Source organism: Pseudocitrobacter faecalis, assembly GCF_965231525.1.
Taxonomy (GTDB): Bacteria; Pseudomonadota; Gammaproteobacteria; order Enterobacterales; family Enterobacteriaceae; genus Pseudocitrobacter; species Pseudocitrobacter faecalis.
Genome location: NZ_CBDDNJ010000002.1, coordinates 3,453,960 through 3,478,725, shown reverse-complemented (window position 1 = coordinate 3,478,725; position 24,766 = coordinate 3,453,960). Strand labels below are relative to the sequence as shown.

The following is a 24,766-nucleotide window of genomic DNA, read 5'->3' as shown; positions in this document are numbered from 1 at the left end:
GTGTCGTTAATCTGAACACAAAAACTCCTGTTATCGCTTATTGTTCTGCCGTGAATTTCTGTTCGAGCTGCTCAAGCAAAGATGGCTCCCAGTCAACGACCATCATTTCCTGCCCTGTTCTGAAAAGCGCCCGATATTGCTGCTGTGCCAGTTGGGCCATTCCGGCCTCTTCTATTAACTGTGCGCTGTAATACTGGCGGTGGAATTGATCGCGCGGATCGCCTGCGGGCAGTGTATCCAGGTACCGCAGTGCGGCTTCCAGTCCCTGCTCGATGAAACATGCTCTGGCGGCCTGTAGCTCCTCACCAGTCTGCGCAGCAGGTGCAGTTTTGCTTCCTGAGCGGGGGGCGAGCCATTGCTTCGTCTGCTCACTGATAAAAGGCGTTCGGTCATTAAACAGCAGCCCGGTAAGTTGGGGCAGGCGTTCGAGAAAGAGGGTGACTTCATCACGAATGGCATCAGCCACCTGTTTGTAACCGAGGCGTAGCGCGGTCTGTGCGGAGAGGTAATGACCGTCCAGCCAGTAAGGGGCCAGTAACAGACTCTTTTCCACCTGCTGCCACAGCATCATATCCGCACTGGTCAGCCGTCCCTGATAATCCGCTACCATATCGGCGGAGACAGCGGCCAGCGGAGTGCGTCCATCACTCTCCGCCTGGGGGGTACTGGAGATGGTCTGCCACAGGGCATGGCGGCGCAGGCGGTAGCCCTGCGGTGAATCAGGCTGGCGCTCGCAGAGAATCGCTGCCACTTTCAGCAGCGTATCGCGCCAGGCTTTATCGTCGTGGCTGTCTATAGTGACTTGCGGAGCCGTGGCAACCGTATTTTGTGCAACGCCACTCACTGGTGTGGCGCTGGTCTGCGGTACATTGCCGGAGGTCGCAGGAGAGGGCGAAGATGCCGGTGCAGCACTGCTAAATGCCCGCTGATACAGTGTAAAAAGTTCATCCGTTGCCTGAGCCAGCTCCGGTGCGTTATGTGTCTGCCAGCACTGTGCCAGTTTCGCCAGTTCACCCAGCAATGTATCGCGCGGCCCGGTGGCGGCATTTTCCGCATAACTGGCTATACCAGCCTCAAAACGTTTTATCACCTGGCTGGCAAAGCGTTTTTTATGCGCCATATTCTGCGGCGCAGCCAGACGCCACCAGTGTTCTGCATACAGCGTCAGCAGACGCAGCGCGAGTAACGGATCGCCAGCGTGTTGCAGGGTTCTCAGCAGGTGTGCCAGCAGACGAAAATCTTTTGTTTCCGAGGCCAGAAGTTTTAGCCCCCGGCGCTGGAGTTCCGGGATATCCAGTTGGCTGTGGGCCAGTGAACCCAGCTTGACGATTTCGCCGTCGATATACTCCCAGTCCGGGTTGTCATCTTTGAGCGCCGAGGCCAGTTTCTCATCCGGCAGGGTTACCATCAGGCTGGCAATCCAGGTCTCTGGTTGACGTAAATCCATAGTTATTACTCCCCCGCCCAGTGGCAGGCGTCGCGTAGCGGTGCAATGACCTGCGACAATCCATCAATGTTAAAAGTCAGCTTTCCGGCGGCATTGTCTGCACCGGTATCCACCGTCAGCGTTTTTGCGCCAAATAACTGCTTAATTTCATCAATCCCGGACAGCCCCCGGCTGGACTCCAGCAGGGTGCCGTTCTCGCGCACAAACCAGTGGCTGCGCAATGCCCGGCTGTCGGCATTCAGGGTGACGGCGATATCATGGACATCCAGCGGGTGCATCAGCGCCACCTGCATCCGGGTGATATTGTCCACGCAGCTGAACATCAGTACCGGACGCGGTGGAACATGGCCAATAGCCGGAGTGGTTATCACCACCGTCGGGCGTTCCCCCGGCACCCGCGTCACCAGTAGCTCTGTGGTGTTGCCCTGACGGCGTTTTTCCTGCTCCGTGGCGCGGGTCCAGGCTTCGCCCACAAAACCGGCTTTGACCAGCGCCCCGTCAAACCCTGACGGGGACAGCGGCGCAAGCAGGCGGTCATAGCAGTCAAGCCGCTCCAGCGCCGCCGTCTCACGGCGACAGGACTGCATGGCCTGTAACGTGGCCGTTGCATCCGGCGGTGTCGCGGTGGCAACCGCCGCTGCCGCACCAGTCATTGATGATGTTTCTGCGGGCGCGGCACTGGCGGGTAAGCCCGCCATCAGGCCCGCGATTAACCATCCTGCCTGCCGGAAAACGCGCATCCTGCTCATAAAACCGCTTCATCCCCTGTGACGGACTCGTCGTCCTGCGCATCTTCCACATCTGCCGTAAAAGCGCCGTCTACCGCCGACAGGCGAATCCGGGCAACTGCCGTGTTAGCCGCCATTTTCTGCAACAGCAGCAGCGAGAGCGGCGGCAGCATGTTGCCGTCGATAACCGACTCCAGCATCCTCGCGCCGTTTTCTGCACGAGTAACACGGCTCATGATTTCGTCCGTCACTTCCGGTTCAATAATCACTTCTGCGCCAAAGCGGCTGCGCAGTACGTTATCCAGGCGGGCCAGTTTCCCGGCAATGATGGTCGCAAGCGTCTCTTTCGACAGCGGCAGGTACGGCACCACTTCCATACGCGCCAGCAGGGCAGGTTTAAAGAAATCCGCCAGCACCGGATACAGGAATTCCTGCATGGTTTCCGGGTCATCCGCGTGTTCGACAATCACCTGGTAGCCAAGGTTGGAGGTCAGGAAGAAGACGATATTTTTACAGTCAATCAGGCGGCCTTCGCCGTCTGCCATCTCACCCTTGTCAAACGCCTGGTAGAACAGGTTGAGGACATCCGGGTGCGCTTTTTCCACTTCATCGAGCAGCACCACCGAGTAGGGTTTCTGGCGGATCGCTTCGGTCAGTACCCCGCCTTCGCCATAGCCGACATAACCCGGCGGAGAACCAATCAGCCGCGAGACGGTGTGTTTCTCCTGAAACTCGGACATATTGATGGTGGTCAGGTACTGGCGACCGCCGTAGAGCAGCTCTGCCAGTTGCAGGACGGTTTCGGTTTTACCGACGCCGCTGGGGCCAGCCAGCAGGAACGCGCCGAGCGGACGTCCCGGACGGCGCAGGTCAGCGCGCGCGGTCAGCAGATGTTTATGCAGGCAGGCAATCGCCAGATCCTGGCCTTTGATGGTGTCGCCAAGCCATTTCGGCAGGTCGGTGATGACCGACATCTCATTCTGCGACAGGCGATTAAGCGGCACGCCGGTCCATTCGGCAATTACTGCGGCAATCTGTTTTTTATCAACGTGCGGGGAGACCAGTAACCGGTCGTTATGCAGGGCGTCCAGTTCGGCAGTGAGCTTTGCCAGCCGCTGCACCGGGGAAACACTCTCACTGATTTCTTCCACGACAGCATCAGTCTCTTCTGCCAGATCCAGCAACGCCCTGCGCAGCGCGATAATTTCCTGTACCAGCGCTTGTTGCTGATGCCAGGCAGCTTCCAGTTCATCCAGCGCCGCCAGCGTTTCATCGTACTGCACCAGCACCTCAGTCATCCGTGAAGTGTCGGTACGCAGCCCGATGCGAAGCTCGCGCTCAAGCTGGCGAATTTCCGCCTCCTGCTGGTGGCTCAGGGTGGTCAGCGCCGAGATTTGCTTCGGTGGCGATGAAAGATTAATGGCTACGCGGGCGCAGGCGGTATCCAGCACATCAATGGCTTTGTCCGGCAACTGACGCCCGGAGAGATAACGCTCGCTCAATGTCGCGGCGGCCTGTAAGGCATCATCGTCAATCAGCACGCCGTGAGAGTGTTCATACACCGAAGAGAGGCCGCGCAGAATAATGGTGGCTTCGGCGGCGTTGGGTTCGCTGACCTTCACTAACTGGAAACGGCGAGACAGCGCGGCGTCTTTCTCGAAGTATTTTGTGTACTCACTCCAGGTGGTGGCGGCGATGGTTTTCAGTTCGCCGCGCGCCAGCGCCGGTTTGAGCAGGTTGGAGATATCCAGCCCGCCCTGCTGGTTGCCCGCACCAATCAGGGTGTGCGCTTCATCTATAAAGAGAATGACCGGCACCGGGGAGGAAATGACCTCCGCCATCAGCCCTTTGAAGCGTTTTTCGAATTCGCCCTTCACCGACGCCCCGGCCTGCAATGCGCCCAGGTCAAGGGTCATGATATCGGTTTTTTTCAGCTTGTCCGGCACCTGGCCTGCCACGATGCGAAGCGCCAGCCCTTCAATCAGCGCGCTTTTACCCACGCCTGCTTCACTCACCACCACCGGATTGTTTTTGCGACGGCGGCAGAGAATGTCGATCATCAGGTCGATTTCGTGGTCACGGCACAGAACCGGGTCGAGCCTGCCGTTACGGGCATCTTCGGTCATGTTTTTGGCGTAGCGGGCAAGCAGACTGTCAGCGGCGTTCGCCAGTGAGCCTGTGCCTTTACCGTCTGCATCCGGCACGACTGATTCCGCCGACTCCTGGGTCCACTGCACAAAGTCCTGTTGCAGACGGTCACGGTTAATACCGGTCAACAGCCGGGCGGCGGCAGGCGGTATATAACGCAGCGGTGAATGCAGCAGGGCCAGCAGCAGTACACCGCCACGCAGTTCGCTGTGCTGCATCTCTGCGGAGGCCAGCAGCCAGCCCTCTTTCAGCCACTCGACCAGCATCGGGGAAAATGCCGGATAACTGTCTGCTGTGCGCGACGTGGCGTAGTTCTCCACCGTCAGCGCCCGGCGAAGCTCATTCAGGTCGATGTCGGCCCGCTCAGCGATCACCCTTAAGTCGCTGCGCACCGATGCCAGCATCTGCAACAGAACATGTGCCACCGTAATTTCCGATGCCTGCTGACTCATGCACTCCGCTGCCGCCGCTTCCAGCGCCTGGCGGGAAAACGGATTAAGATGTTTAACCAGTGAGGCCAGATTAATCTGGATCATATATTGTGTCCTTACCTGGCGAGCAGCCGGTTCAGTTGATGCAGAATATCCTGCGTCTGACTGTCCAGACGCAGCATGTAGAACAGATAAAACAATGCCAGTACCACGATGCCTCCCAGCAAGACGTGTTTTATGGTCAGGCGTTTTATGAGCTGATAACGCCCGCCCTGGGGTTTTTTGTCCTGGTGTAATAAGGGAAAAGGCGCATCGCCGCGTAGTGTGTGAAGGACGTGGTGCAGGCGGCGGTATATCCGTTCAAATTCGTCCAGATTGTGTACCGCGACTTTATATCGCCCGCGAAATCCCAGCGAAAAGCACAGGTACAGAAATTCAAGCAAATCCTGATAACGCTTTGGTTCGCGGATCAGGCGTTCAAGTAGAATGAAAACTTTCTCGCCGCCCCAGGTTTCATTATGGAAATGAACCAGCAGTGACTGCTTGATCCACTCGTTTCGGTTTGACCAGCCATTGCCGAGTGCCGCTTCATCAATAAAAGTACAGAGGATGTAGCGAAACGATACGATAACGCCCGGTTCATAGCCCTGCTCCTGAAGCAACTGTTCCACCGCCTGAATATCCGTGACGACCTGGCTGAACAGGTGCTCCGGCATCATCAGGCTGTGCATGGTTGAAAGGCGCATTACCATGCCGAGTAGCGGTGTGGCTGCATCAATCATCTGATTAATGCTGTTGCCACGCAGAGACAGACGGTACTGGCGGCTGTAGTGTCTTTCACCCGAATCATGCGAAGATGCATTTTCCCACTCCGGTGGGGCGACGGTATCCAGGCTGTCATCCCCATCGGGGAGCAAAACAGAGTGCTCGCTCATGGCCTTAACCTCTTATCGCCCACAACTGGACGCTCAGTTCAGGGAACGAGCCGGAAATGTGCAGTGCCAGCGCCCCGGCTTTTATTACGTCCTGCCAGGCTGTTGCGCCCTTGTCCAGTTCGAAGTAAACATAGCCATCGTGATAAGGTAACTGGCGCGGTGCGGCGGTCCGTGGTGTCAGAGGTACACCGGGTACCTGCACGCTGACCATATCGCGGATTTTGTTGGTTGCGGCAATTTTTGACTGTTGAGTAAACTGGTGGATAAGCTGGCTGTGCTGCATCCGCGCACGTACTGCCAGAATAAAGGTGCTGGACTGCAACAGTGTGGGATCGTTAACCGTGGCGACATAAAACCCGTCCGAGAAGACCAGCGGCAGGTTCTGCGCACGCGGCATCAGTACGGTGTTGAGCGCCCGGCGTAGCTCCGGGATCACCGTCCTGAATGACTTTGTGAGATCCCGGTGATTGTATACATCAACCGCACAGGGCAGACGGCTGTCTTCCGTAAACGTCATCAGCTCGCCCAGCAGGCGAACCAGATCCAGATAAAAGGCTTCCGGATGCAGGGTATGCAGATGGGTGCGATGCGTGAAGTGCATCTGCGTCCGGTTAAGCATCTGTAGCATCATAAACTCGGCCACATCAGCAATCCCGCTCTGATCCGGGGAGCCTATGCGTTTTGCCAGTTCGCTGGCGCGGTTACTGATAAGCCCTTGCACATCACCGGCAAACCCGTTCAGTATCGGGCTTACCCGGATGGCCTGGCAGGTGGGAATAAAACTGTCATCCAGCACCAGGGCACCATTGGGCTGCTGACTGCGGATACGGCATAACGGTAATGTCACCATCGCACTCAGGTCATCCGCGCCGCAGACGATTTTGGGGGCCAGTTGCCCCAGTTCGATTTGCTGCACGTCACCGCCATCGGAGTGCAAATCGCGAACATCAGCGCGGGCCAGCCGGTAACGTTCCGTTCCCTGACCGGCGCTCTGCCGTCCCTCTATTTCGCAGGTAATATCGCTGATGACCGGCAAAGCCAGATAGATGTCCTGGCTTCCGGGCCTGGAAAGGTCAACTGGCTGATACGGGACAGGGAGTTGATCCTGTTCGGGGATATTGAACACGGTGCCATCCGGCATACAGCCAGCCGCGCCGTCAAGCATGAGTTTTCCCTGGGCAAGCAGCTCGGTATTGATCGACAACGATGTGAATCCCCAGGCAAAATCATCCTGTGCGTTCAGCCTTTGGTTCAGCAGATATTCCTGATTACGTTGCTGTTGCTGAAAGTGCTGTGGCAGGGCAAACAATCCCTCGTACCAGATCACCCTGTTTTTCATGGTCGCCATCGTCAGTTTTCCTCTTTTTTCATTTCGATGCTGTTCTGCCGTACATGCACCAGCAAACGGTATTTATGGCCTGAACCTTCCACTGCTTCGATTTGTTTCCACTCAGTGGCCTGGTCATCAGAGAAATAGGCCACAATTCCAATAAACTGCGTTTTTCCATCCAACTTCACTGGCGGCAGGGTTTTGATAGTGTCTGGCAACAGGTTAAAGTCCTGGTGGTCGATATAGTTTTTACCCAGCACATCCGGCAGCGGCGTACTGGCGATCTGGTCATAGTCAGCAGCTTGCAATTTCGAGTCGTCGCTCATGTACACCAGCTGTATATCTACGGCACTTGCTTCGCCATCTGCATTGGTATTGGTATCTGGCTCGGTCAGCAACGTGATCGTCACCTCTGACGTCTGATCCGCCAGTTTCCCGACCTGAATGTCCGGATTCTTTATGACCTGGCTGAGTTTTTTCACTGTCTCGCAGCCTGTCAGGGTGAAACTGAAAAACATCACCATCATGCAGGCGCGTAAATAACGCCTGGTCATGCTTCCGGCTCCCGTTGTTTTTCCCGAAGTACCCGGTCATAGGCCTGGGCATAGACTTCATTGAACAGCATCTCAAAACCCTGTTGTCGGCTGGAGGCCAATTCATCGTAATAATCGCTGTACATTTTCCATGCTCCAGCTGCGTCCAGAGGCTGGCGCAGTTCATGGCTCCGGCGGTACTGCACAAAACGACGCATCAGACTTTGTGGCGAAAACGCATCCAGCAGCACGCGGAGCGACTCTACAATCGCCGCCCGGTTAGCCTCTTCGTGGTGACGGACATTGCGCAGACTTTCACTGACAGCGGCGGGGGCCGCCAGATGTACCGGACTTTTGCCCTCTGCAAACATCACATCAAGCGCGGTGGCGTAATCCATGTTCAGGCGCAGCGGATTATCTTCCAGCGGGCGCAAATGTTTATCCGACAGGCTGTTACGGCGCTGCTGTAAATCGAGCAGGCCTTTTATTGCTGCCTGTAGGGTTCGTCCGGCCTCTTCAAGAAAATGATCCGCATCCTGTGAGTTACGCACAGCAAGCGAGCTGCCCAGACCACGCAACAATGGCGTCACGGCAAGATGGAGCTGTGCGATATCTGTGATGGGAGCCGTTTCATCATGGCGCTCCTGTGGGTCGGGATATACGGGGGGCAGGTCCATAAACGGTACATCTATCACACTATCCCTGACAGAAGTGGATGACCGTTCGGGGACGATCCCCGAAAGTGGACCGCCCGCCATGGTCAGGCTTTCAGACTGGATCGCCTTCAAGGGATCGGCTGAGAAATTGTTAACCACGGTATCCGCAAGCTGGTGACGCAGGGGCATTCCCGGATAGGCAGGCTGGCCTTCCGTTGTCAGCAGCGCATCCTCCAGGCGGTCGCGGTTACTGACAATGGTTTCCGGTGCGGCCATGTGTTCGCTATAGCTCACCAGCTTGCCTTCATGGATAAATACTTTTACTGCCAGTGAGCCGAGCGTGATTTCATCACCCTGGCGCAGCCGCACCAGCCCGGCATCCTGGGCAACCGGAGCCTGGTTAATCATCAGTCCCGGCATCAGACTCTTCAGACAAAATGCACCATCATGTAAAATCACCCGGCAGGCGCGACCGGCAACAGAACCCGCCCTGTCCTGTACTGGCCAGTGGCCTTCAGGCAGATTGCCGATATCTCCGCCATCAGCAGTGAAGAGGCATTTTGCAGCGCGCCCACTTTCCAGTTCGTTGCCGTTCATCACCTGCAATGTCAGTGAGAGAACGGAAGAGGAAGTTTTTTCTTCAGCCATATGCAATTCCATAAAATTAATCCCTGATGTGGAGAGTGACGGACGGCGGCACTTTCGGCTGACCAATAAACGCTGTGCGCCCGATACAGGAGCGGGAGCGATCACCCAGCCGCATTCCTTTTGCCTGCTCAGGAGCCAGATCCAGCCGGAGATCCCAGGCAAGCTGATCCCGTAACAGAAAGGAAATAAACAGGGTCAGCGCCTTGTGATTTTCACCGTCGGGTAAAAAAGAGAGATAACGCGGCATTGACAATTTACTGATCCGCAAAAGGAACTTTCCGCTACGATCAGGCACTCTCGAACCGAGAGTGAAATTCACGCCAATGACTGAACGTCCTGGTACATACCCGGCAGTTTTCTTTTTAGGATTACGCACGCCCAGGCGGTTCTGCTGGGTGGGATCAACAGGTACTTTGCGCAACTGCCAGCTTTCTATACTGACATCCGGCAGATCAAAGCAGTGGCTGACCAGGTTGCACACCACATCCGGCGAGCGCCCCGGCGTTGCCAGTATCCCGGCATAGGCCAGCATCTTGCTGTGATTGATAGCGAGCCTGTCGCGTACACTCTGGTTGCCCAGCCCGACCAGCGAATACATTCTCTGTGAAAATGCATCGGTTCCACCGTTTCGAAAGCAGATGTAATAGCGGTACTTGCGCCAGGCATGATAAGCAAACTGCGTCCAGCGGTGGCTGAACAGATCGAGAAATGCCTTAAGCCCCTCTTCATTCTGCGCAGACTCCTGCGCCATCCGATCCAGGTAGTATCCCGGTAACGGTGACTGACTGCCGGAGAAGCCAAGGAATTTTGTGGTCAGGGTAAACTGCCCGGAATCGCTGCGCTCAAGTGTGCTCAAATCACTGCAAGGAAAAGCAATACTGGCATCCGATTTGAACAGCGCCACTTCCTGCTCTGGTTCAGTACGCAGGGACGGCTCCTGATTCGGCGCGCCATACCTGCGGTACAGCGACTCCATCAGCATATAAAAATTCATCCCGCGCACATCGGGAGGGAAAGCTGTTTCCCCTACATCAGGGCGTGCTGACCTGTGTGCTGCCATTCCCAGGACTCCTGACTTTCCGTGTTAATGATTTTGAGACAGTGAAATGAGTTGATGCTGGCGTACAGGGCGAAGAAGTTCGACAGCACTGACCCCAGTAAATAGATTTCCCCGTCACAGACGAAAGGATCGGGATTGATCCACAAGGTGGTGGAAAGACCGCGAACCGGCACGCCTTTGAACAGGCGATCAACCGGGCGGGATTCCATTCTCTCAATAGCGTCCAGTTTCTGCGTAGAGAGCCGGGCCTGCTGTGGATGATGAATACCGGGTAAGTCAAACGTGCGAAGCACCTGAACCAGCGACTCTCTGTCCAGCAGCGAGAGATAGTTCAGGTTCATGCAGGAAATCAGCGACCAGTGCATGTCGCCATCCGTCACTGGATAGAGCGGGCGGGTCGGGTGCGTAACATTACTGAAAGAAGCGACGGCCGGGTTTTTGTTAACAGCCACACAGATATCACCCGTGTGCAGGGAAACAGGCTGCATCCGGTTAGTGCAGACCAGCGAGGCCGTAAATACTTCACCATCCATCAGGGACCGATTCGGCAGGCTACCATCGGCATGAACAAAAGAAACAGAATGATCCAGACCACGGTGAAACAGGGACGATTTAGTCCGGTGATGCCAGTACACCACTTCACGCTGGTGGCTGTATTCAATCTGGTGCTGAAAACCTTCAAATTCGGGCCAGAGCCGGAACTGCTGACCATTAGCGGATTCGGCAACCTTGCTGGAAACCGATTTTACCCGGAAGATATCGTAGGAATCAGGGTGCCGCTGACTGGCCCGAAGCGGGTACTGTGGCGCGCTGCCATCAGGCCTGACTGGCTCGGCATAATGCGCGAACAAATTCACCGCAGGCGTACAGTAGGGGCGCAGGGAATCTTTACGTAACTTGATATCGACCGGAAGCGGCTGGTTAAAGTGCAGGCGCAGCGTAAAGGCCCGAACCGGAAAATCTTTCGGCAGCGATGCAGCATCCCGTAGATGGAAGAAGAAAAAACTTTCCGGATAGCAAAAATACTCCTGGAGCACGCGATAACCGTTGTGAACATTTTTGGGCCACGGTAACTGTGCATCTTCCCGCTCAAACCCCGCCGCGTCCAGCCACAGTGCCGGTAATGGCAGACGATATTCACCGGCCACCAGTTCAGCATCCATCAGACGCTCTCTGAACCACAGGTAAAGCTGGTGGCGAGTGTAATCATCTTCATTACCCAGCCAGAAAGTGAGTTTATTGAGATCCAGTTCAGCAGGAGAAACCTTACCCTCGGTAATAAAATCTATCTCAATAATGCCTTCCTTGAGGGTGCTGGTGTTACGTACATCCCGGACAGAAAGGGGTTGCAGCCAGATATCCCGCGTCAGGGTAAAGTGGCAGGCAGGAAGCGGTATGGCATCGTCATCAGACAGCACGTCCTGAACAGGAGAAGAAACATCATGGCTGGTTCGTGTTCTGATCAGTTCATTACGGTTTACCTGCACAGGCGTTTTTAGCTCATTTTTAGGGCGATACTCAATTATCGTCATCGCCGGAACCGGGCGCAGATAATTGGGCCACAGCATATTGATTAGCCCGTGTGTAAATTCCGGAAACTCATCTTCCAGTTTTTGTCGCAGATTTCCGGAAAGGAAGGCAAATGCCTCAAGCAGGCGTCCGACATCTGGATCGCTCTCTTTCTCGGCCAGAAAATGGGCAAGATGCGGTTTTTCCTTTGCCAGCAATTTACCCAGCCGACGCAGGTAATCCAGCTCTTCGCGGTAATAACGTTCTTCGAAGGCCATCGGGGGGTTACTCCACTAACCAGTGCTGATGCGTGTCCAGCAGAATGTCAAACTCCAGCACATCCTGGCTGTTGCTAAAATTCAGATACGCCAGAATATGAAAGCGCAGTTCCAGCGGGGCATAGCTATCTTCAGCGGCGGCCATGACCTTCACCTCGGAAATTCGAGGTTCGTAGCGCAGGATGCAGGCGCTAATTGCGTTCTGGACTTCGTTTCTGAAATCACTGGATGCCAGGGAGTCATCGTTTAAATCGGTGATCCCCAGCTCCGGTGAACCGTGGCAACTCCCGGAACGGGTATTGAGCACATTGTGCAGGTTACGGCGCACAGAGCGCAGTAATGTCTCCTTTGAACGCCGACGCAATGACGGATCTGCGGCCTCCCGTATGCGCTCAAAAAGACTCCCTCTGAGGGGATATTCCCGTTCCACTGACATCATTAATCCTTGTCCAGGCGGCCCACCAACGTCAGATCAAAATCAGATCCCATATATTTGAAGTGAGGACGCGCGGCGAGTTTTATTCGGTACCAGCCCGGTTCGCCTTCCACATCCGTCACCTCAACCTTCGCCTGACGCAGTGGTTTTCTGCTGCGCACTTCTGAAGGTGGATTCTCCTGATCGGCCACAAGCTGGTGTATCCAGGTGTTGAGTCCTCTTTCCACGTCTGAGCGCTCTTTCCATGAACCAATCTGTTCGCGTTGCAGTACCTTAAGGTAATGCGCTATCCGGTTGATAATGAACAGATAAGGGAGCTGAGTGCCGAGTTTGTAGTTGGTTTCGGCGCTCTTACCTTCCGGTGAGTTGGGAAACACTTTGGGCTTTTGAATCGAGTTTGCAGAGAAAAATGCGGCGTTATCGCTGTTTTTGCGCATGGTCAGCGTAATAAATCCCTGTTCTGCAAGCTCATATTCACGACGATCCGTGATAAGGATCTCAGTCGGAATTTTGGACTGAAGTTGCCCCATAGCCTCATACATATGCACAGGCAGGTCTTTTACTGCACCGCCGCTCTGCGGACCGATGATATTCGGACACCAGCGGGTTGAAATAAAACTTTCAACCATATTCGCCGCCAGCAAAAACGCTGTGTTACCCCACAAATAGTTTTCGTGGCTCTGGCTGACATCTTCATGGTAGTTGAAACTTTTTACCGGGTTTTCATACGGTGCGTAGGGGTGACGCAGCAGAAAGCGCGGTGCCGTCAGGCCAAGGTTGCGGGAGTCATCCGATTCGCGCAGTGAACGCCATTTGGTATAGCCAGGACCTTCAAAAATAGCGGCAAGATCTTTAATGGCAGGCAGTTCCGTGAATGATTCCAGTCCGAAAAACTCCGGAGAAACAGAGGACAGGAACGGACTGTGAGCCATGGCGCTGACCGCGCTGATATACTTCAGCAGTTTCATATCCGCGGCGCTGTTATCGAAGGCGTAGTTACCGATGACGGCGGCAAACGGCTCCCCACCAAACTGGCCGAATCCGCTCGAATATACGTGGCGGTAGAGTCCTGACTGGGTAATTTCTGGAGAAAATTCAAAATCATCCAGCAATTCTTCTTTAGTGGCGTGCATCAAATGGATTTTGATGTTTTCGCGGGGATCTGCACGATCTACCAGCAGCTTTAAAGAACGCAGGAACGACTCCAGTTCCTGAAATTCCGGTGCATGAAGTATCAGATCCATCTGATGTCCCACGCGGGTATCAATATCAGCAATCATCGCATTCACTGCCAGAATATCGACAGATTCTGCCTCATCGTCATTCTGCAACAACGCGGTAATAAACGCCGTCACACCCTGACGGGCAATGCCATAGCTTTCTGATTCTGGCTTAAAACGTGTCTGTGCCATGATTTCATCAAGCAGGGAGGGCCCGTCGACTGAAGGGGTGGAAACTGATGCTTCCGTTAAGGTATCTGACATACTGAAATCCTTGTACAAAGTTATTTCCGGCCTGCAAGGCCCAGCTCAGCAATAAGTTTTTCACGGCTTTCTTCGTTATCCAGCAACGCCTTAAGCCGTGCGCGGAAAGCGGGCATGTTTCCCATCGGGCCACGCAGGGCGACCAGGGCTTCACGCAGTTCCAGAAGTTTCTTCGTTTCTGGTACACGGGCGGCGATAGCGTCCGGCGACAGATCATTCAGCGATTTCACTTTAAGATTGATATTTAGTTGTGCATCAGGGTGCTCACTGAGTGCTGACGGCACAGTAAATTCCCGTTCAATCTGCGCCTGTTCCAGCACGGCGTTAAAATTGTACCGGTTGACAGCTATTGGCTGGCGTTCATCCAGTGGTGTATCATCTGTGGTGCCCTTCAGATTGCCGGTAACCAGCAAATTAAGGGGCAATTCCACTTCCGCATTTTGGTTATTTACCTTCGAATCATACCTGATATTAATTCGCTCTTTTGGGGCAACGCTGCCGCCATTTTTTGGCTGCTCATAACAATGGTCCATCTGGTTGTGGCCATGAATGCAGCATAATCCGTACTAAAAAATAACGGCAATGCCGCTCCAGTGGCGGTAAAAATAGTGATCTCCACACGTCAATCACAATGCATTTTACGCGTTGAAATAAAATTTAAAAGTACTTTTTCTCCGTTCTAAAGAGAGGTATTCTGCGTTCGGTAATAGATATCAAAAAAACCATCAGACACCAGTGGTGACGCGGGGTGAGCAGGTTCTCTGTAATAAGTGTTAATGTAACATGTTGATTTTAAATTATTATTTTTCTCTTCATCATTTTTGGGAATAGTTAATTGTCTATGTATTTGCTTGGGGTATCAATGATGAGGGAGTTCTTATAGGAGATCCTTAAAAATATCAAAATGATAATTTAAGAAGCCTATGAAATGATGAATATAATATTATTCATGATTCAGCAATGTCTATTATTTTGTATGAAGTAAATCATGAGAAAAAGCACATGTACATGCATTCATGATATTAATATTTATTGAATGCATTATTTAATAAATTTAAAAATGCTTGTTACGGGCGACACTCATTAAGCTCACCTGTCACCCGAATACAAAAAATAGCAAGGTTCCCGGTGTGAGCCGTTTCGCTATCAGCCTGTCGGGAATACACGGCAGGTTATCGTTAAGTAGTTATTAATAACCTTCACAAGGAGTTCGTAAATGCCAACACCATGTTACATTTCAATTACAGGTCAAACCCAGGGGAACATCACCGCAGGTGCCTTCACTGCGGATTCTGTCGGTAACATCTACGTCCAGGGCCATGAAGATGAAATGCTGGTTCAGGAGTTCCTGCATAAAGTCACAGTCCCTACCGATCCTCAATCCGGCCAGCCTTCCGGTCAGCGTGCTCACAAGCCATTCATCTTTACGGTGGCGCTGAATAAAGCCGTCCCGCTGCTGTACAACGCGCTGGCTTCCGGTGAAATGCTGCCGAAAACCGAACTGCACTGGTGGCGTACTTCTGTTGAAGGCAAACAGGAGCATTATTTCACCACCCGCCTGACCGACTCGACAATTGTGGATATGAAACTTCATATGCCGCACTGCCAGGACCCGGCGAAACGCGAGTTTACCCAGTTGCTAGAAGTTTCTCTGGCCTACCGCAAAATCGAGTGGGAACACGTGAAGTCAGGTACCTCTGGTGCTGATGACTGGCGTGCGCCGCTGGAAGCCTAAGCGAAACCAACAACATTCTGCCCTTACGGGCAGAGTGTTGTTTTGTCTGTACCGTCAACAAAAAGCAGTGTCAGTAAAGAGTTACGTTTTATCTATGGGAGATGGCGATGCCGGATACTTCGGCGGTAGCGTGCCTGGATGCAAGCGTAACACCGTACTGTCACAGTGATGTGCCGGTATTCACTGTTTTCCTGTCATCACCAGGGAGGTCATCATGTCATTAAAAGGGCTGCGCTTTACGCTGACGGTGGATGGACTGGTGCCGGAGACGTTTGCGGTGGTGGATTTCCGCCTCACGCAGGCATACTCATCGCCGTTTGTCCTGGATGTGGATGTCGCCAGCGACTCGTTCCGCCAGACGGCGGAGAAGCTGCTGGAAAAGGGGCCGTGCTGACTATCTGGCAGGGCAGCACGGCGCTGCGTTATGTGAGCGGTGTGGTGTCGGGGTTCGGCATGAAGGAGCACAACGGCTGGCAGATGCAGTACCACCTTCAGATACGCCCGCCGTTGTGGCGCAGCGGGCTGCGGCAGAACTACCGTATCTTCCAGCAGCAGGACATTCAGGCCATCTCCGCCACGCTGTTAAACGAGGACGGAGTGACGCAGTGGACGCCGCGCTTTTATGAGAGCCACCCGGCCCGGGAGTTCTGCGTCCAGTACGGTGAAAGCGACCTGGCGTTTCTGACCCGGCTGTGGGCGGAGGAAGGCATTTTCTTTTATGACAGATACGCTGACGACAGCCCGGGGCAGACGCTCACGCTCTGCGATGATGTGGCGGGCCTGCCGGTGTACGGTGAGATACCGTTTAACCCGAACACCCGCGAGGTGACGACGGCGTGTATCAGCCTGTTCCGCTACCAGGCGCAGGTGCGCCCCTCGCAGGTGCGTTCAAAAGACTACACGTTTAAGGTGCCGGACTGGCCGGGTATTTACATTGAGGATGCTGAAAACCTCAACGGGCAGTTAACGCAGTACAAAATACTGGACTGGCCGGGGCGCTACAAGGACGAGCAGCACGGTCAGGACTTCACCCGCTACCGGCTGGAAGGGCTGCGTAACAGTGCTGAAACCGCCACAGGCATCAGTAACTCCCCGGCGCTGTGGCCGGGACGGCGGTTCACCCTGACGGGGCATCCGGTACAGGGAGCGAACCCGAACCGTGAGTGGCAGGTGGTGAGCAGCACGCTGACGGGGAGCCAGCCGCAGGCGCTGCACGGGAGCCGGGGGCAGGGAACGACGCTGAGTAACCATATCACAGTCATCCCGGCAGACCGGACCTGGCGCTCACAGCCCCTGCCGAAGCCGAAGGTGGACGGCCCGCAGAGTGCCGTTGTCACCGGGCCGGAGGGTGAGGAGATTTTCTGCGACGAACATGGCCGGGTGCGGGTGAAGTTTCACTGGGACCGTTATCACGGTATGACGGAGGAGAGTTCGTGCTGGATACGGGTGTCGCAGGCGTGGGCGGGCGCGGGGTTCGGCAACCTGGCGATACCGCGCGTGGGCCAGGAAGTGATAGTGGACTTCCTGAACGGCGACCCGGACCAGCCCATTGTGACGGGCCGTACCTACCACGAGGATAACCGTTCACCGGGCGACCTGCCGGGGACGAAGACGCAGATGACCATCCGCTCAAAAACCTACAAGGGCAGCGGCTTTAACGAGCTGCGGTTCGAGGATGCGACGGACAGTGAGCAGGTGTATCTCCACGCGCAGAAGAACATGGACACGGAGGTGCTTAACGACCGGACGACGGATGTGAAGCATGACCACACGGAGACCATCGGCAACAACCAGAAAATCACGGTGGGGCTGGGCCAGACGGTGACGGTGGGCAGGGAAAATGCCGGTGGCCACGACCAGACCATCACTGTGGCCCATGACCGGAGCATCACGGTACGTAATGACCAGACGCTGAAGGTGGCGAACGACCGGCGGGTGGAGGTCAGCCACGATGACGGTCTGTACGTGGCAAATGACCGAAAGGTGACGGTGGAAGGGAAGCAGGAGCACAAAACGACGGGGAACCATGTCAGCCTGGTGGAGGGAAGCACAGCCTGGAGGTGAAAGGTGACCTGGCGGAGAAGGTGAGTGGCGCGCTGGGGATAAAGGTGGACGGGGATATCGTGCTGGAGAGCAGCAGCCGGATAAGCCTGAAGGTGGGCGGCTCGTTCGTGGTGATACATGCCGGAGGGGTTGACATTGCGGGACCGAAGATAAATCTGAACGGCGGGGGGAGTACGGGGACGCCAGTATCGACGCTGCAGCCAACTGCAATAAAAGCTCTGGCGGATGAGGGGGATTCGGCGTCTGCCCCGGCTGAGCGCAGAGGAAGTGATCGTTCCGGAAGTGGTAATGACTCAGGAGAACATGATGAGCCAGAAAGTGAAGAATCAGTAGTCAGGTTTATGTTTTCGTAACAACAATATTATCCGGATGTATATCACACCATTGCAACATTGTTCATTACATTAATAAAGGATTATAAAATGATCATCATCCCACTATTTTTACGTGAGCGCTCAAACCCTGAAAATGATGCTGACTGGGTGAACCGGATGATGCCCTCAGAAACACAGAGGGGCTTCCCTGTCAATGCAGGGCAGTCCTGTCACGGAAGTATTCATCTGACTATGACAAAGAAAAAAGTCACGATTAACGGGGAGCGGAAGTTATATCACGCTTGATGCCAATGGTATTGAGTCTGCCACTCAGGGGGAGTTTTAGACCAAAACCGGGCATTACGGGCGAAAAGATAAGGCCAATAAGCCAAAAGACTTCCCGAATGTGGCACCTGAAACGACCGAACCTTCCAGTAACTTCAGCTTTTCCTGACAAGGAGTCAACATATGATTATCAGTCCTCCGTTTCTGAGAGATAAAGAGGCGACTCAGTCTGACGCAGACTGGATTGAAGCGATGATGCCTGTCAATGCTCGCCGGGGATATCCTCTCAATGCATCAGCGTCCTGGCATGGGGGCATACATATATCGCATACTGATACAGGCACAGCAGCGGAGAAAGTGAGGGCAATCGCTGACGGGACCGTGGTGTCGTTCCGCAAGCCGTCTCCGCCAGAAAAAAGAGACCAGTTTCCATTGAAGTATGCCGCTGTAAGAGGGACGGATGATGGTTATGTTTTATTGAAACATGAGACAGAAATAGGTTCCGGAGAAGACAGTAAGGTCGTTTTTTACTCTTTGTATATGCATCTCAAGTTTCTGGAAGCAGAGATAAAAGCTGACGCCAAAATTTACCGGAAAGACCCACTTGGCTCTTCCGGAATGACTGACGGCCAGAATGAATTTCACTTCCAGATTTTCTGCGATGATGCCAACATCAGTAAACTGACGGGACGAAAAACGAAGGAACTGGATATTTCGAAAGATGGTCGCACTGATGCGGTTTACGGTGATATCCATTTTTATCTGCCAGCAGGAACAACGTTTTACGATAAAGCCCCCGCAAATAACAGCACTTCCCTGGGCGGGCTTTCTGAGCTGTATACCAGTAGTGCGCCTCTGTATGTCAGCATGAACCTGGTAAAAGGCAACTGTACGATGGTGACCCGACAGAAGAATATGCAGACTGACGGGAAGTATGATCTGCTGGGCGAGCCGCTGGTTAACGCCGATGGTGAAGATTATGAATATAATCTTTATAAAACCGCTATGCGGAATTATAAACAGAGCCCCAGTGCCGGATTTGAGTTGCTTCGTTTTGGCCGGGTTATCAATACGGAAAATGAAACGCTGGTTCCGGCTGACGCACCATTATGGATGACAGTCAGTTATCCAGGTGGAACGGGGGTGGTAAATCTTGCCGCTCCTGATATTAAAAAGTTTAGCGATGCAGATTTCCCCCACTGGACAGGATGGCTGCTGGTTGATGACGACAACGATACACACAGTCAGTGTAATTCGGAGATCATCAGAAAGTTGCAGGAAGAGGGCAGGTTTGAGGCTCAAAGCAACAGGCTTATCTGCTGCTTACCGTTTGAGTGGGAAAAAAGCACAATTGATACCAGGTATAAATGGCTGATGACCGGTTTGCCCTGGGAGCAGTGTACGCCGGAAAAAACGGCTATATGGCAGGTTCCGGGGACGCAGGGAAAAAAGGACCGCGTTCTGATGAATGATGAGGATTATGGCAAGTTCAAACAGCACGTAGAAGCGCTATGTTTTGATTCAGGATCTCTTGGAAGCAGAAGACTGTGGTATTTTGATCCGCGTGGGTTCATTGAAAATTTTAGAAAATGTAATTGGATGAGTTTAGATGAGCTAGCTGCCACATTTCCGAAGTATTTATTTTATTCATCAAGTGGCAACCCTAGAACTGCTCAAAAGCAGCCTGCAAGCGTGTATTCAATAAATCATGCTGATGCTAAAAGTAGAATTGAGTTGCATTATAAATCATTGAACTTAAGTATTAGAAAATATATTGGAGGGGATAAGAAAAGAATATCATTTTTCCTACCCCAGACATTACTAGAAACTGCTCAGTGGAGAGATTTAGGTGGCAGTAAAAGGCTATTGCATGAGTGGGGGTTTGGTCGCTATAACTCAGCGAATCCTGCCACGGAGTATTATACTGTTTTTTATGGTAGAGGGATCATGCAACTTACATGGGCTGGACTGTATAAAAACTACGGTGAATACCGAAATTTTCCAAATCATTCAGGCTTATATACTGATAGATTATACCCTGATGCCCCTCGACTTACTGCCATCTCAACTCATTATACAGCCCATCCCGATGATGCTGGTACCTTGTTTCGATGGTCTCCAAGATTTGATCCCGATATCGTGGCTGAAGATTCATACAACGCTTGTGATTCTGGTGGCTTTTATTGGGTTTCAAAAATCTATAAACACAAAACATCAATGAACAGAGTCGCAGATGAACATTTTACTGCAGACAATGTTGGATTAATTAATCGTTTGGTTAATGGAGGGGCGAATGGATACTATGAAAGGCAAGCGTACTCAAAATTTATAGGACTTTATTTGATGGATGAAGTAAATACTAACGCCACGGTCAGCGTAAGTCCTGCTGGAAAGTCTCGCATTGTTGTAGATTTAACAAAATCATAAAGGCATTACTATGAAATATGCATTTTTCTTTTTGTTCATTTTTACAAAAATTGTATTTTGTAGTGATGCTAATGTTTTATATGTTAATAGTAAAAAAAATATTTCTGTAAAGGTTTTACTGAAAGGTAATGATTCGTTGGTAGTGTCAGTTCTAGATGCCGGCAAGCAGGTTAATCTAGAAAACGTTGATGTATCCTCGGGGAAAAAAAATCACATTACATTTGAAGATTACAATCGTGATGGTTATAAGGATTTTAGTATTTGGCATTTGGATGAGGGAATGGGCACTTATAAAATCTATAGGTTATTTATCTTTTCCCCTCCTGATAAAAATTTCAAAGAGATAAAGCCTACATGTGGCGATGACTTTGTTAACCTAAGGATTGAAGGTCATGATTTGATTAATATGATTTATGACGATAACATTCCAAAGCCATGCTCCATCCCCCTCAAAAGTCTTAAATAATCGCTTTCGAGATGTAAGCGTGAGGGAGAGAGTTCAAGAAATATTTAATCGAAAAATCATAAAAGTGGTCGAAGTGTGGAGAAAAATAAAACTTTATAGCTCTTAGATACAGTGAAATATCACGGTGTGACGTAGGCACAAAGATGCAAAACGGAACACTTTGCATTTTATAAACATAAGCTTGTGAAGAGATGGTGGCTAGCCCATCGGAATCCGCTGTCGGAAGTCGGTCCTAAACAACCCTGGCAACTGTGGTAAAGAACCATGGTAGTGAGCACTGGGGGAACGATCAGGGCGGGATCGTGAATATTATAATGCATATCACGTGAATTTCTGGTTTTAGCTTCTTATCTCGGTTGAAATTTAACCGCTAAAATCATTAGGATTCGAGCAAAGGGACAGCATATTAATATTAAAAATTTACTGGATTCTATTTCTATGATTCCTGACTATCATCAGCCATGAAAAGAAGGCATAACTTGTCAGATATTTTATTGCTCACTATATGCGCTTTCATTGCCGGTTCTGATGAATGGGAGGATATTGAAACCTGGGGGCAGCGGTTACACTGACCAAAGAAATATGGTGATTTTGATAACGGGGTTCCGGTTCATGACCCAATTGTCAGAGCCATTAGCAATATAGACAGAGAAGCATTTCGGTCAATGTTTATTGACTGGATGAACTCTTGCTATGAAATAAAAGATGGAGAAATTATAGCAATAGATGAAAAACAGTAAGAGACTCCTACGACAAAGTAAAACGGAAAGGAGTGATCTATATGGTCAGTGTTTTTTCCTCAGAGAATGGAGTTGTTCTTGGGTAGATAAAAAAACAAGAAAAGTCGAATGAAGGTGTGCCGTGGGTATTGAAGCTGGCCTGTTAGGATAACAGTCAGTGGAAAACATGACGGGCCATTCCTCAGGGACGCTGAACCGGGAATGGCAGGTTGTGGGAAGCACGCTGCTGGGAGAACAGCCGCAGGCGCTGCACGGGAGCCGGGTGCGGGTGAAGTTTCACTGGGACCGTTATCACGGTATGACGGAGGAGAGTTCATGCTGGATACGGGTGTCGCAGGCGTGGGCGGGCGCGGGGTTCGGCAACCTGGCAATACCGCGCGTGGGCCAGGAGGTGATAGTGGACTTCCTGAACGGCGACCCGGACCAGCCCATTGTGACGGGCCGTACCTACCACGAGGATAACCGTTCACCGGGCGACCTGCCGGGGACGAAGACGCAGATGACCATCCGGTCAAAGACGTACAAGGGCAGCGGCTTTAACGAGCTGCGATTCGAGGATGCGACGGACAGTGAGCAGGTGTATCTCCACGCGCAGAAGAACATGGACACGGCGGTGCTTAACGACCGGACGACGGACGTGAAGCATGACCACACGGAGACCATCGGCAACAACCAGAACATCACGGTGGGGCTGGGCCAGACGGTGACGGTGGGCACAAAAAAGAAGGGGACATGACCAGACCATCACGGTGGCCCATGACCGGAGCATCACGGTGCGCAATGACCAGACGCTGAAGGTGGCGAACGACCGGCGGGTGAACGTCAGCCACGATGACGGTCTGTACGTGGCAAATGACCGAAAGGTGACGGTGGAAGGGAAGCAGGAGCACAAAACGACGGGGAACCACGTCAGCCTGGTGGAAGGGAAGCACAGCCTGGAGGTGAAGGGTGACCTGGCGGAGAAGGTGAGTGGCGCGCTGGGGATAAAGGTGGACGGGGATATCGTGCTGGAGAGCAGCAGCCGGATAAGCCTGAAGGTGGGCGGCTCGTTCGTGGTGATACACTCTGGCGGCGTGGATATAGTGGGGCCGAAGATAAATCTGAACGGCGGGGGGAGTCCGGGCAGGGCAAATGAGATATTGCAGATAGAAACAATAACTCAGTACTTCGATAGAAAGCTTCATTTTTCCTCTGACGTCAACTTTAGAGTTGAAACAATTGAAGGCATGGTATTACTTTCCGGCTCAGGTACGAATGGATATATCGATAAGAGTGATACCGAATCTGAATACTGGATCTTCGTGAGATGAGAGACGGTTCAATGAGAAAATTAAATCTTGAAGTCGATGGAAAATCCTATCTTATCGCAACAAAGGACGAAAAGACGGAACTGTGTATAAAAGGGAATACAACTCCTGTAATTGACGACAAACCCCATGAAGTAGAAGTGCCAAACATTTTAATCATTACAAGGAAGAATGCAGATGTTTTGTTCGTTTTGAGAGGTAGTGAAAGCGATTCTTTCAAAATCATGACAGCCCAGGATTTATACGATAAATTTGAATATCAATGGTTCGAACCATTAGCAGATAATTACCGTGAGTTATTGTATGTCAATAATGAAGATTACATTAAAATGGCCTATAGAATATTCTCGTGGGGGGATATCGCAAAGTTTTCTCTGGTAGACAGGCCGTTACTGTCATATCGAAGTGGAGGTTCTGGTGATTGGAAATCAGTTCCTGATGGAGGTGCTGGGTTTTTATTATGTTTAATAGAAAATATTCCATACTGGTCGGATGCTATAGGCCAAATTCCGTTTGCAGTGGGTGCATATCGAACCTTTCATTCCATTGAGGCTACAGTTAATACTGGCATTAATTGGGCTACAGGAAAACCTTGGGATGCGTTATTTCACAATATTGACGCAACTAATGAGTACGATAATTTTTTTGTTTTGAGAGGTGCTCTGTATGCCAGCAAAAAATTTACGTATAGTACGAAAAATTCAGGGGAAACATACCCGGCTGTAGATGTCGTTGAGTCATCTAGAGAAGTGAGCGCAAAGATCTTAGGGGAAAGTATTACCGAAGAGGAATTAGAGAATTATGGTCTCTGGAATGAAAAATAAATTTATATTGAAGATGTTTATTTTTGTCTTTTCTGTAATTGTAATGACGAATGGTTACAGTTTTATATTTTTTATCTACGAGCATTTTTTTTTGATATCTGCACACAATAATGTAGGAATGATATTTATTTCGTTTTTTTTTATTTTAATTGCATCTCCGGTTTTATTGGCTGCAACGTTTATGCCGGTAAAGCTAAGTTTTACGATTTTTTTACTGGGAATTGCTTATTTGTTTTTTGAGTGGTTTTCAATACATCCTCTTCGGGTTTCCCTTATGGGGGGGTGTTTTTCATTAGGTTATATTTTTATTGTGATAGTGAATAGATGTTTTTTCTCTAAAAATAGTCATGAATGAATTTTATATAATGAATATTAATGTTTTTCCTCATATTTGTTTGTTTTGTAAAATTTGTGTTGTAAGAATTAAAGTTAGTCAAAGTATGGGGGATGCCATTGACTGCGGCGGCGTGGTTATTGGTGGCGGCACGGTCAACATCGGTTAATTACTTTTTCCTGTAGCAATACCAGGGAGGTCATCATGTCATTAAAAGGGCTGCGTTTTACGCTGACGGTGGAGGATATTGTTGCGTTATGCTGCCAGATAAGTGGCACTCTGGATTAAAAGCCCGGGTTGAGTGGGAGGTTGATCCAAATACAACTCCTCTGCCTCCAGGCTTTAAGGACAGGGAGAAATTTGAAGCATGGAAGAAAGTTGCGCTAAACAGTTTTAGAAAATATTCAACAGTTGTTGATATCCCGGAATACGGCGCTGAGCTTTGTAGCCTGACCGTTCATTTTCTAACGTGTAATCAGATTAAAGTGACAACCGTCTGCCAGAAGTATGGTACGCCGAATTATCCCATCAAAGAACCCAGAAAGATGAGGGAACCAGCAACATGTCCAGTGAAATAAGTGGTCTGGCTTTTCCGTGTTATGCCCCCCAGCGTTTCCTGAAAATGGGCGATTAATATTATCTGAAGC

At 51.6% G+C, this 24,766-nt stretch carries 17 protein-coding genes and 5 pseudogenes; 10 read left to right on the top strand and 12 right to left on the bottom strand.

Annotation, left to right across the window (positions count from 1 at the left end; genetic code table 11):
* Positions 1-37: 37 nt before the first annotated feature.
* Genes tssA through tssB form a run of 12 tightly spaced genes read right to left on the bottom strand, consistent with a single transcriptional unit; the run spans position 38 to position 14,156 of the window.
* Positions 38-1,453 carry a type VI secretion system protein TssA gene (gene tssA / locus ACOXYR_RS17035; RefSeq protein WP_421356610.1) on the bottom strand — a complete coding sequence of 472 codons (1,416 nt, stop codon included), beginning with the start codon at positions 1,451-1,453 and terminating at the stop codon, positions 38-40.
* Positions 1,453-2,196, bottom strand: coding sequence for a type VI secretion system-associated protein VasI (vasI, locus tag ACOXYR_RS17030; protein WP_421356601.1), 744 nt, complete (start codon positions 2,194-2,196; stop codon positions 1,453-1,455). The genes tssA and vasI overlap by 1 nt, the downstream gene beginning before the upstream one ends.
* Positions 2,193-4,859, bottom strand: coding sequence for a type VI secretion system ATPase TssH (tssH, locus tag ACOXYR_RS17025; protein WP_421356602.1), 2,667 nt, complete (start codon positions 4,857-4,859; stop codon positions 2,193-2,195). Before tssH ends, vasI begins: the two co-directional genes overlap by 4 nt.
* Positions 4,860-4,870: 11 nt before the next feature.
* Positions 4,871-5,689 (bottom strand): type IVB secretion system protein IcmH/DotU, encoded by an 819-nt coding sequence (icmH, locus tag ACOXYR_RS17020; RefSeq protein WP_421356603.1) that lies wholly within the window; start codon positions 5,687-5,689, stop codon positions 4,871-4,873.
* Between the two features lie 4 nt (positions 5,690-5,693).
* Entirely contained in the window at positions 5,694-7,037 is a 1,344-nt protein-coding gene (tssK, locus tag ACOXYR_RS17015; RefSeq protein WP_421356604.1) for a type VI secretion system baseplate subunit TssK, read from the bottom strand.
* Between the two features lie 2 nt (positions 7,038-7,039).
* On the bottom strand, positions 7,040-7,546 hold the full coding sequence (gene tssJ / locus ACOXYR_RS17010) for a type VI secretion system lipoprotein TssJ (protein ID WP_421356611.1): 507 nt from the start codon (positions 7,544-7,546) through the stop codon (positions 7,040-7,042).
* Positions 7,547-7,569: 23 nt separating this feature from the next.
* Positions 7,570-8,856 (bottom strand): type VI secretion system-associated FHA domain protein TagH, encoded by a 1,287-nt coding sequence (tagH, locus tag ACOXYR_RS17005; RefSeq protein ID WP_350436506.1) that lies wholly within the window; start codon positions 8,854-8,856, stop codon positions 7,570-7,572.
* Between the two features lie 16 nt (positions 8,857-8,872).
* Entirely contained in the window at positions 8,873-9,916 is a 1,044-nt protein-coding gene (gene tssG, locus ACOXYR_RS17000; protein WP_350436507.1) for a type VI secretion system baseplate subunit TssG, read from the bottom strand.
* A complete protein-coding gene (gene tssF / locus ACOXYR_RS16995; protein WP_421356605.1) occupies positions 9,883-11,703 on the bottom strand; it encodes a type VI secretion system baseplate subunit TssF in 1,821 nt (606 codons plus the stop codon). Before tssF ends, tssG begins: the two co-directional genes overlap by 34 nt.
* Before the next feature lie 7 nt (positions 11,704-11,710).
* Positions 11,711-12,139, bottom strand: a complete 429-nt coding sequence (tssE, locus tag ACOXYR_RS16990; protein WP_015965790.1) for a type VI secretion system baseplate subunit TssE — start codon at positions 12,137-12,139, stop codon at positions 11,711-11,713.
* Between the two features lie 2 nt (positions 12,140-12,141).
* A complete protein-coding gene (gene tssC, locus ACOXYR_RS16985; protein ID WP_421356606.1) occupies positions 12,142-13,623 on the bottom strand; it encodes a type VI secretion system contractile sheath large subunit in 1,482 nt (493 codons plus the stop codon).
* Positions 13,624-13,643: 20 nt separating this feature from the next.
* Positions 13,644-14,156, bottom strand: a complete 513-nt coding sequence (gene tssB, locus ACOXYR_RS16980) for a type VI secretion system contractile sheath small subunit (protein ID WP_421356607.1) — start codon at positions 14,154-14,156, stop codon at positions 13,644-13,646.
* 683 nt (positions 14,157-14,839) lie between these two features.
* Between tssB and ACOXYR_RS16975 the strand changes: the two genes are divergently transcribed.
* From ACOXYR_RS16975 to ACOXYR_RS16930, 10 genes and pseudogenes are all read left to right on the top strand, one after another.
* Entirely contained in the window at positions 14,840-15,358 is a 519-nt protein-coding gene (locus ACOXYR_RS16975; RefSeq protein ID WP_421356608.1) for an Hcp family type VI secretion system effector, read from the top strand.
* A gap of 214 nt (positions 15,359-15,572) precedes the next feature.
* Positions 15,573-17,775, top strand: a pseudogene (gene tssI / locus ACOXYR_RS16970) (type VI secretion system tip protein TssI/VgrG).
* A gap of 213 nt (positions 17,776-17,988) precedes the next feature.
* Positions 17,989-18,190, top strand: a pseudogene (locus ACOXYR_RS16965) (DUF2345 domain-containing protein); the annotation flags it as partial.
* A gap of 14 nt (positions 18,191-18,204) precedes the next feature.
* Positions 18,205-20,448: a M23 family peptidase gene (locus ACOXYR_RS16960; RefSeq protein ID WP_421425937.1), complete on the top strand. Its 2,244-nt coding sequence runs from the start codon at positions 18,205-18,207 to the stop codon at positions 20,446-20,448.
* A gap of 10 nt (positions 20,449-20,458) precedes the next feature.
* Positions 20,459-20,914, top strand: a complete 456-nt coding sequence (locus tag ACOXYR_RS16955; RefSeq protein ID WP_421356746.1) for an XAC2610-related protein — start codon at positions 20,459-20,461, stop codon at positions 20,912-20,914.
* 405 nt (positions 20,915-21,319) lie between these two features.
* Positions 21,320-21,737 (top strand): annotated as a pseudogene (locus tag ACOXYR_RS16950) (ISAs1 family transposase); the annotation flags it as partial.
* 83 nt (positions 21,738-21,820) lie between these two features.
* Positions 21,821-22,964: pseudogene (locus ACOXYR_RS16945) on the top strand (type VI secretion system Vgr family protein); the annotation flags it as partial.
* An 11-nt stretch (positions 22,965-22,975) separates the two neighbouring features.
* A complete protein-coding gene (locus tag ACOXYR_RS16940; RefSeq protein ID WP_421356590.1) occupies positions 22,976-23,785 on the top strand; it encodes a hypothetical protein in 810 nt (269 codons plus the stop codon).
* A gap of 365 nt (positions 23,786-24,150) precedes the next feature.
* Entirely contained in the window at positions 24,151-24,288 is a 138-nt protein-coding gene (locus ACOXYR_RS16935; RefSeq protein ID WP_421356589.1) for a hypothetical protein, read from the top strand.
* A gap of 58 nt (positions 24,289-24,346) precedes the next feature.
* Positions 24,347-24,697 (top strand): annotated as a pseudogene (locus tag ACOXYR_RS16930) (DUF3304 domain-containing protein); the annotation flags it as partial.
* Positions 24,698-24,766 lie beyond the last annotated feature (69 nt).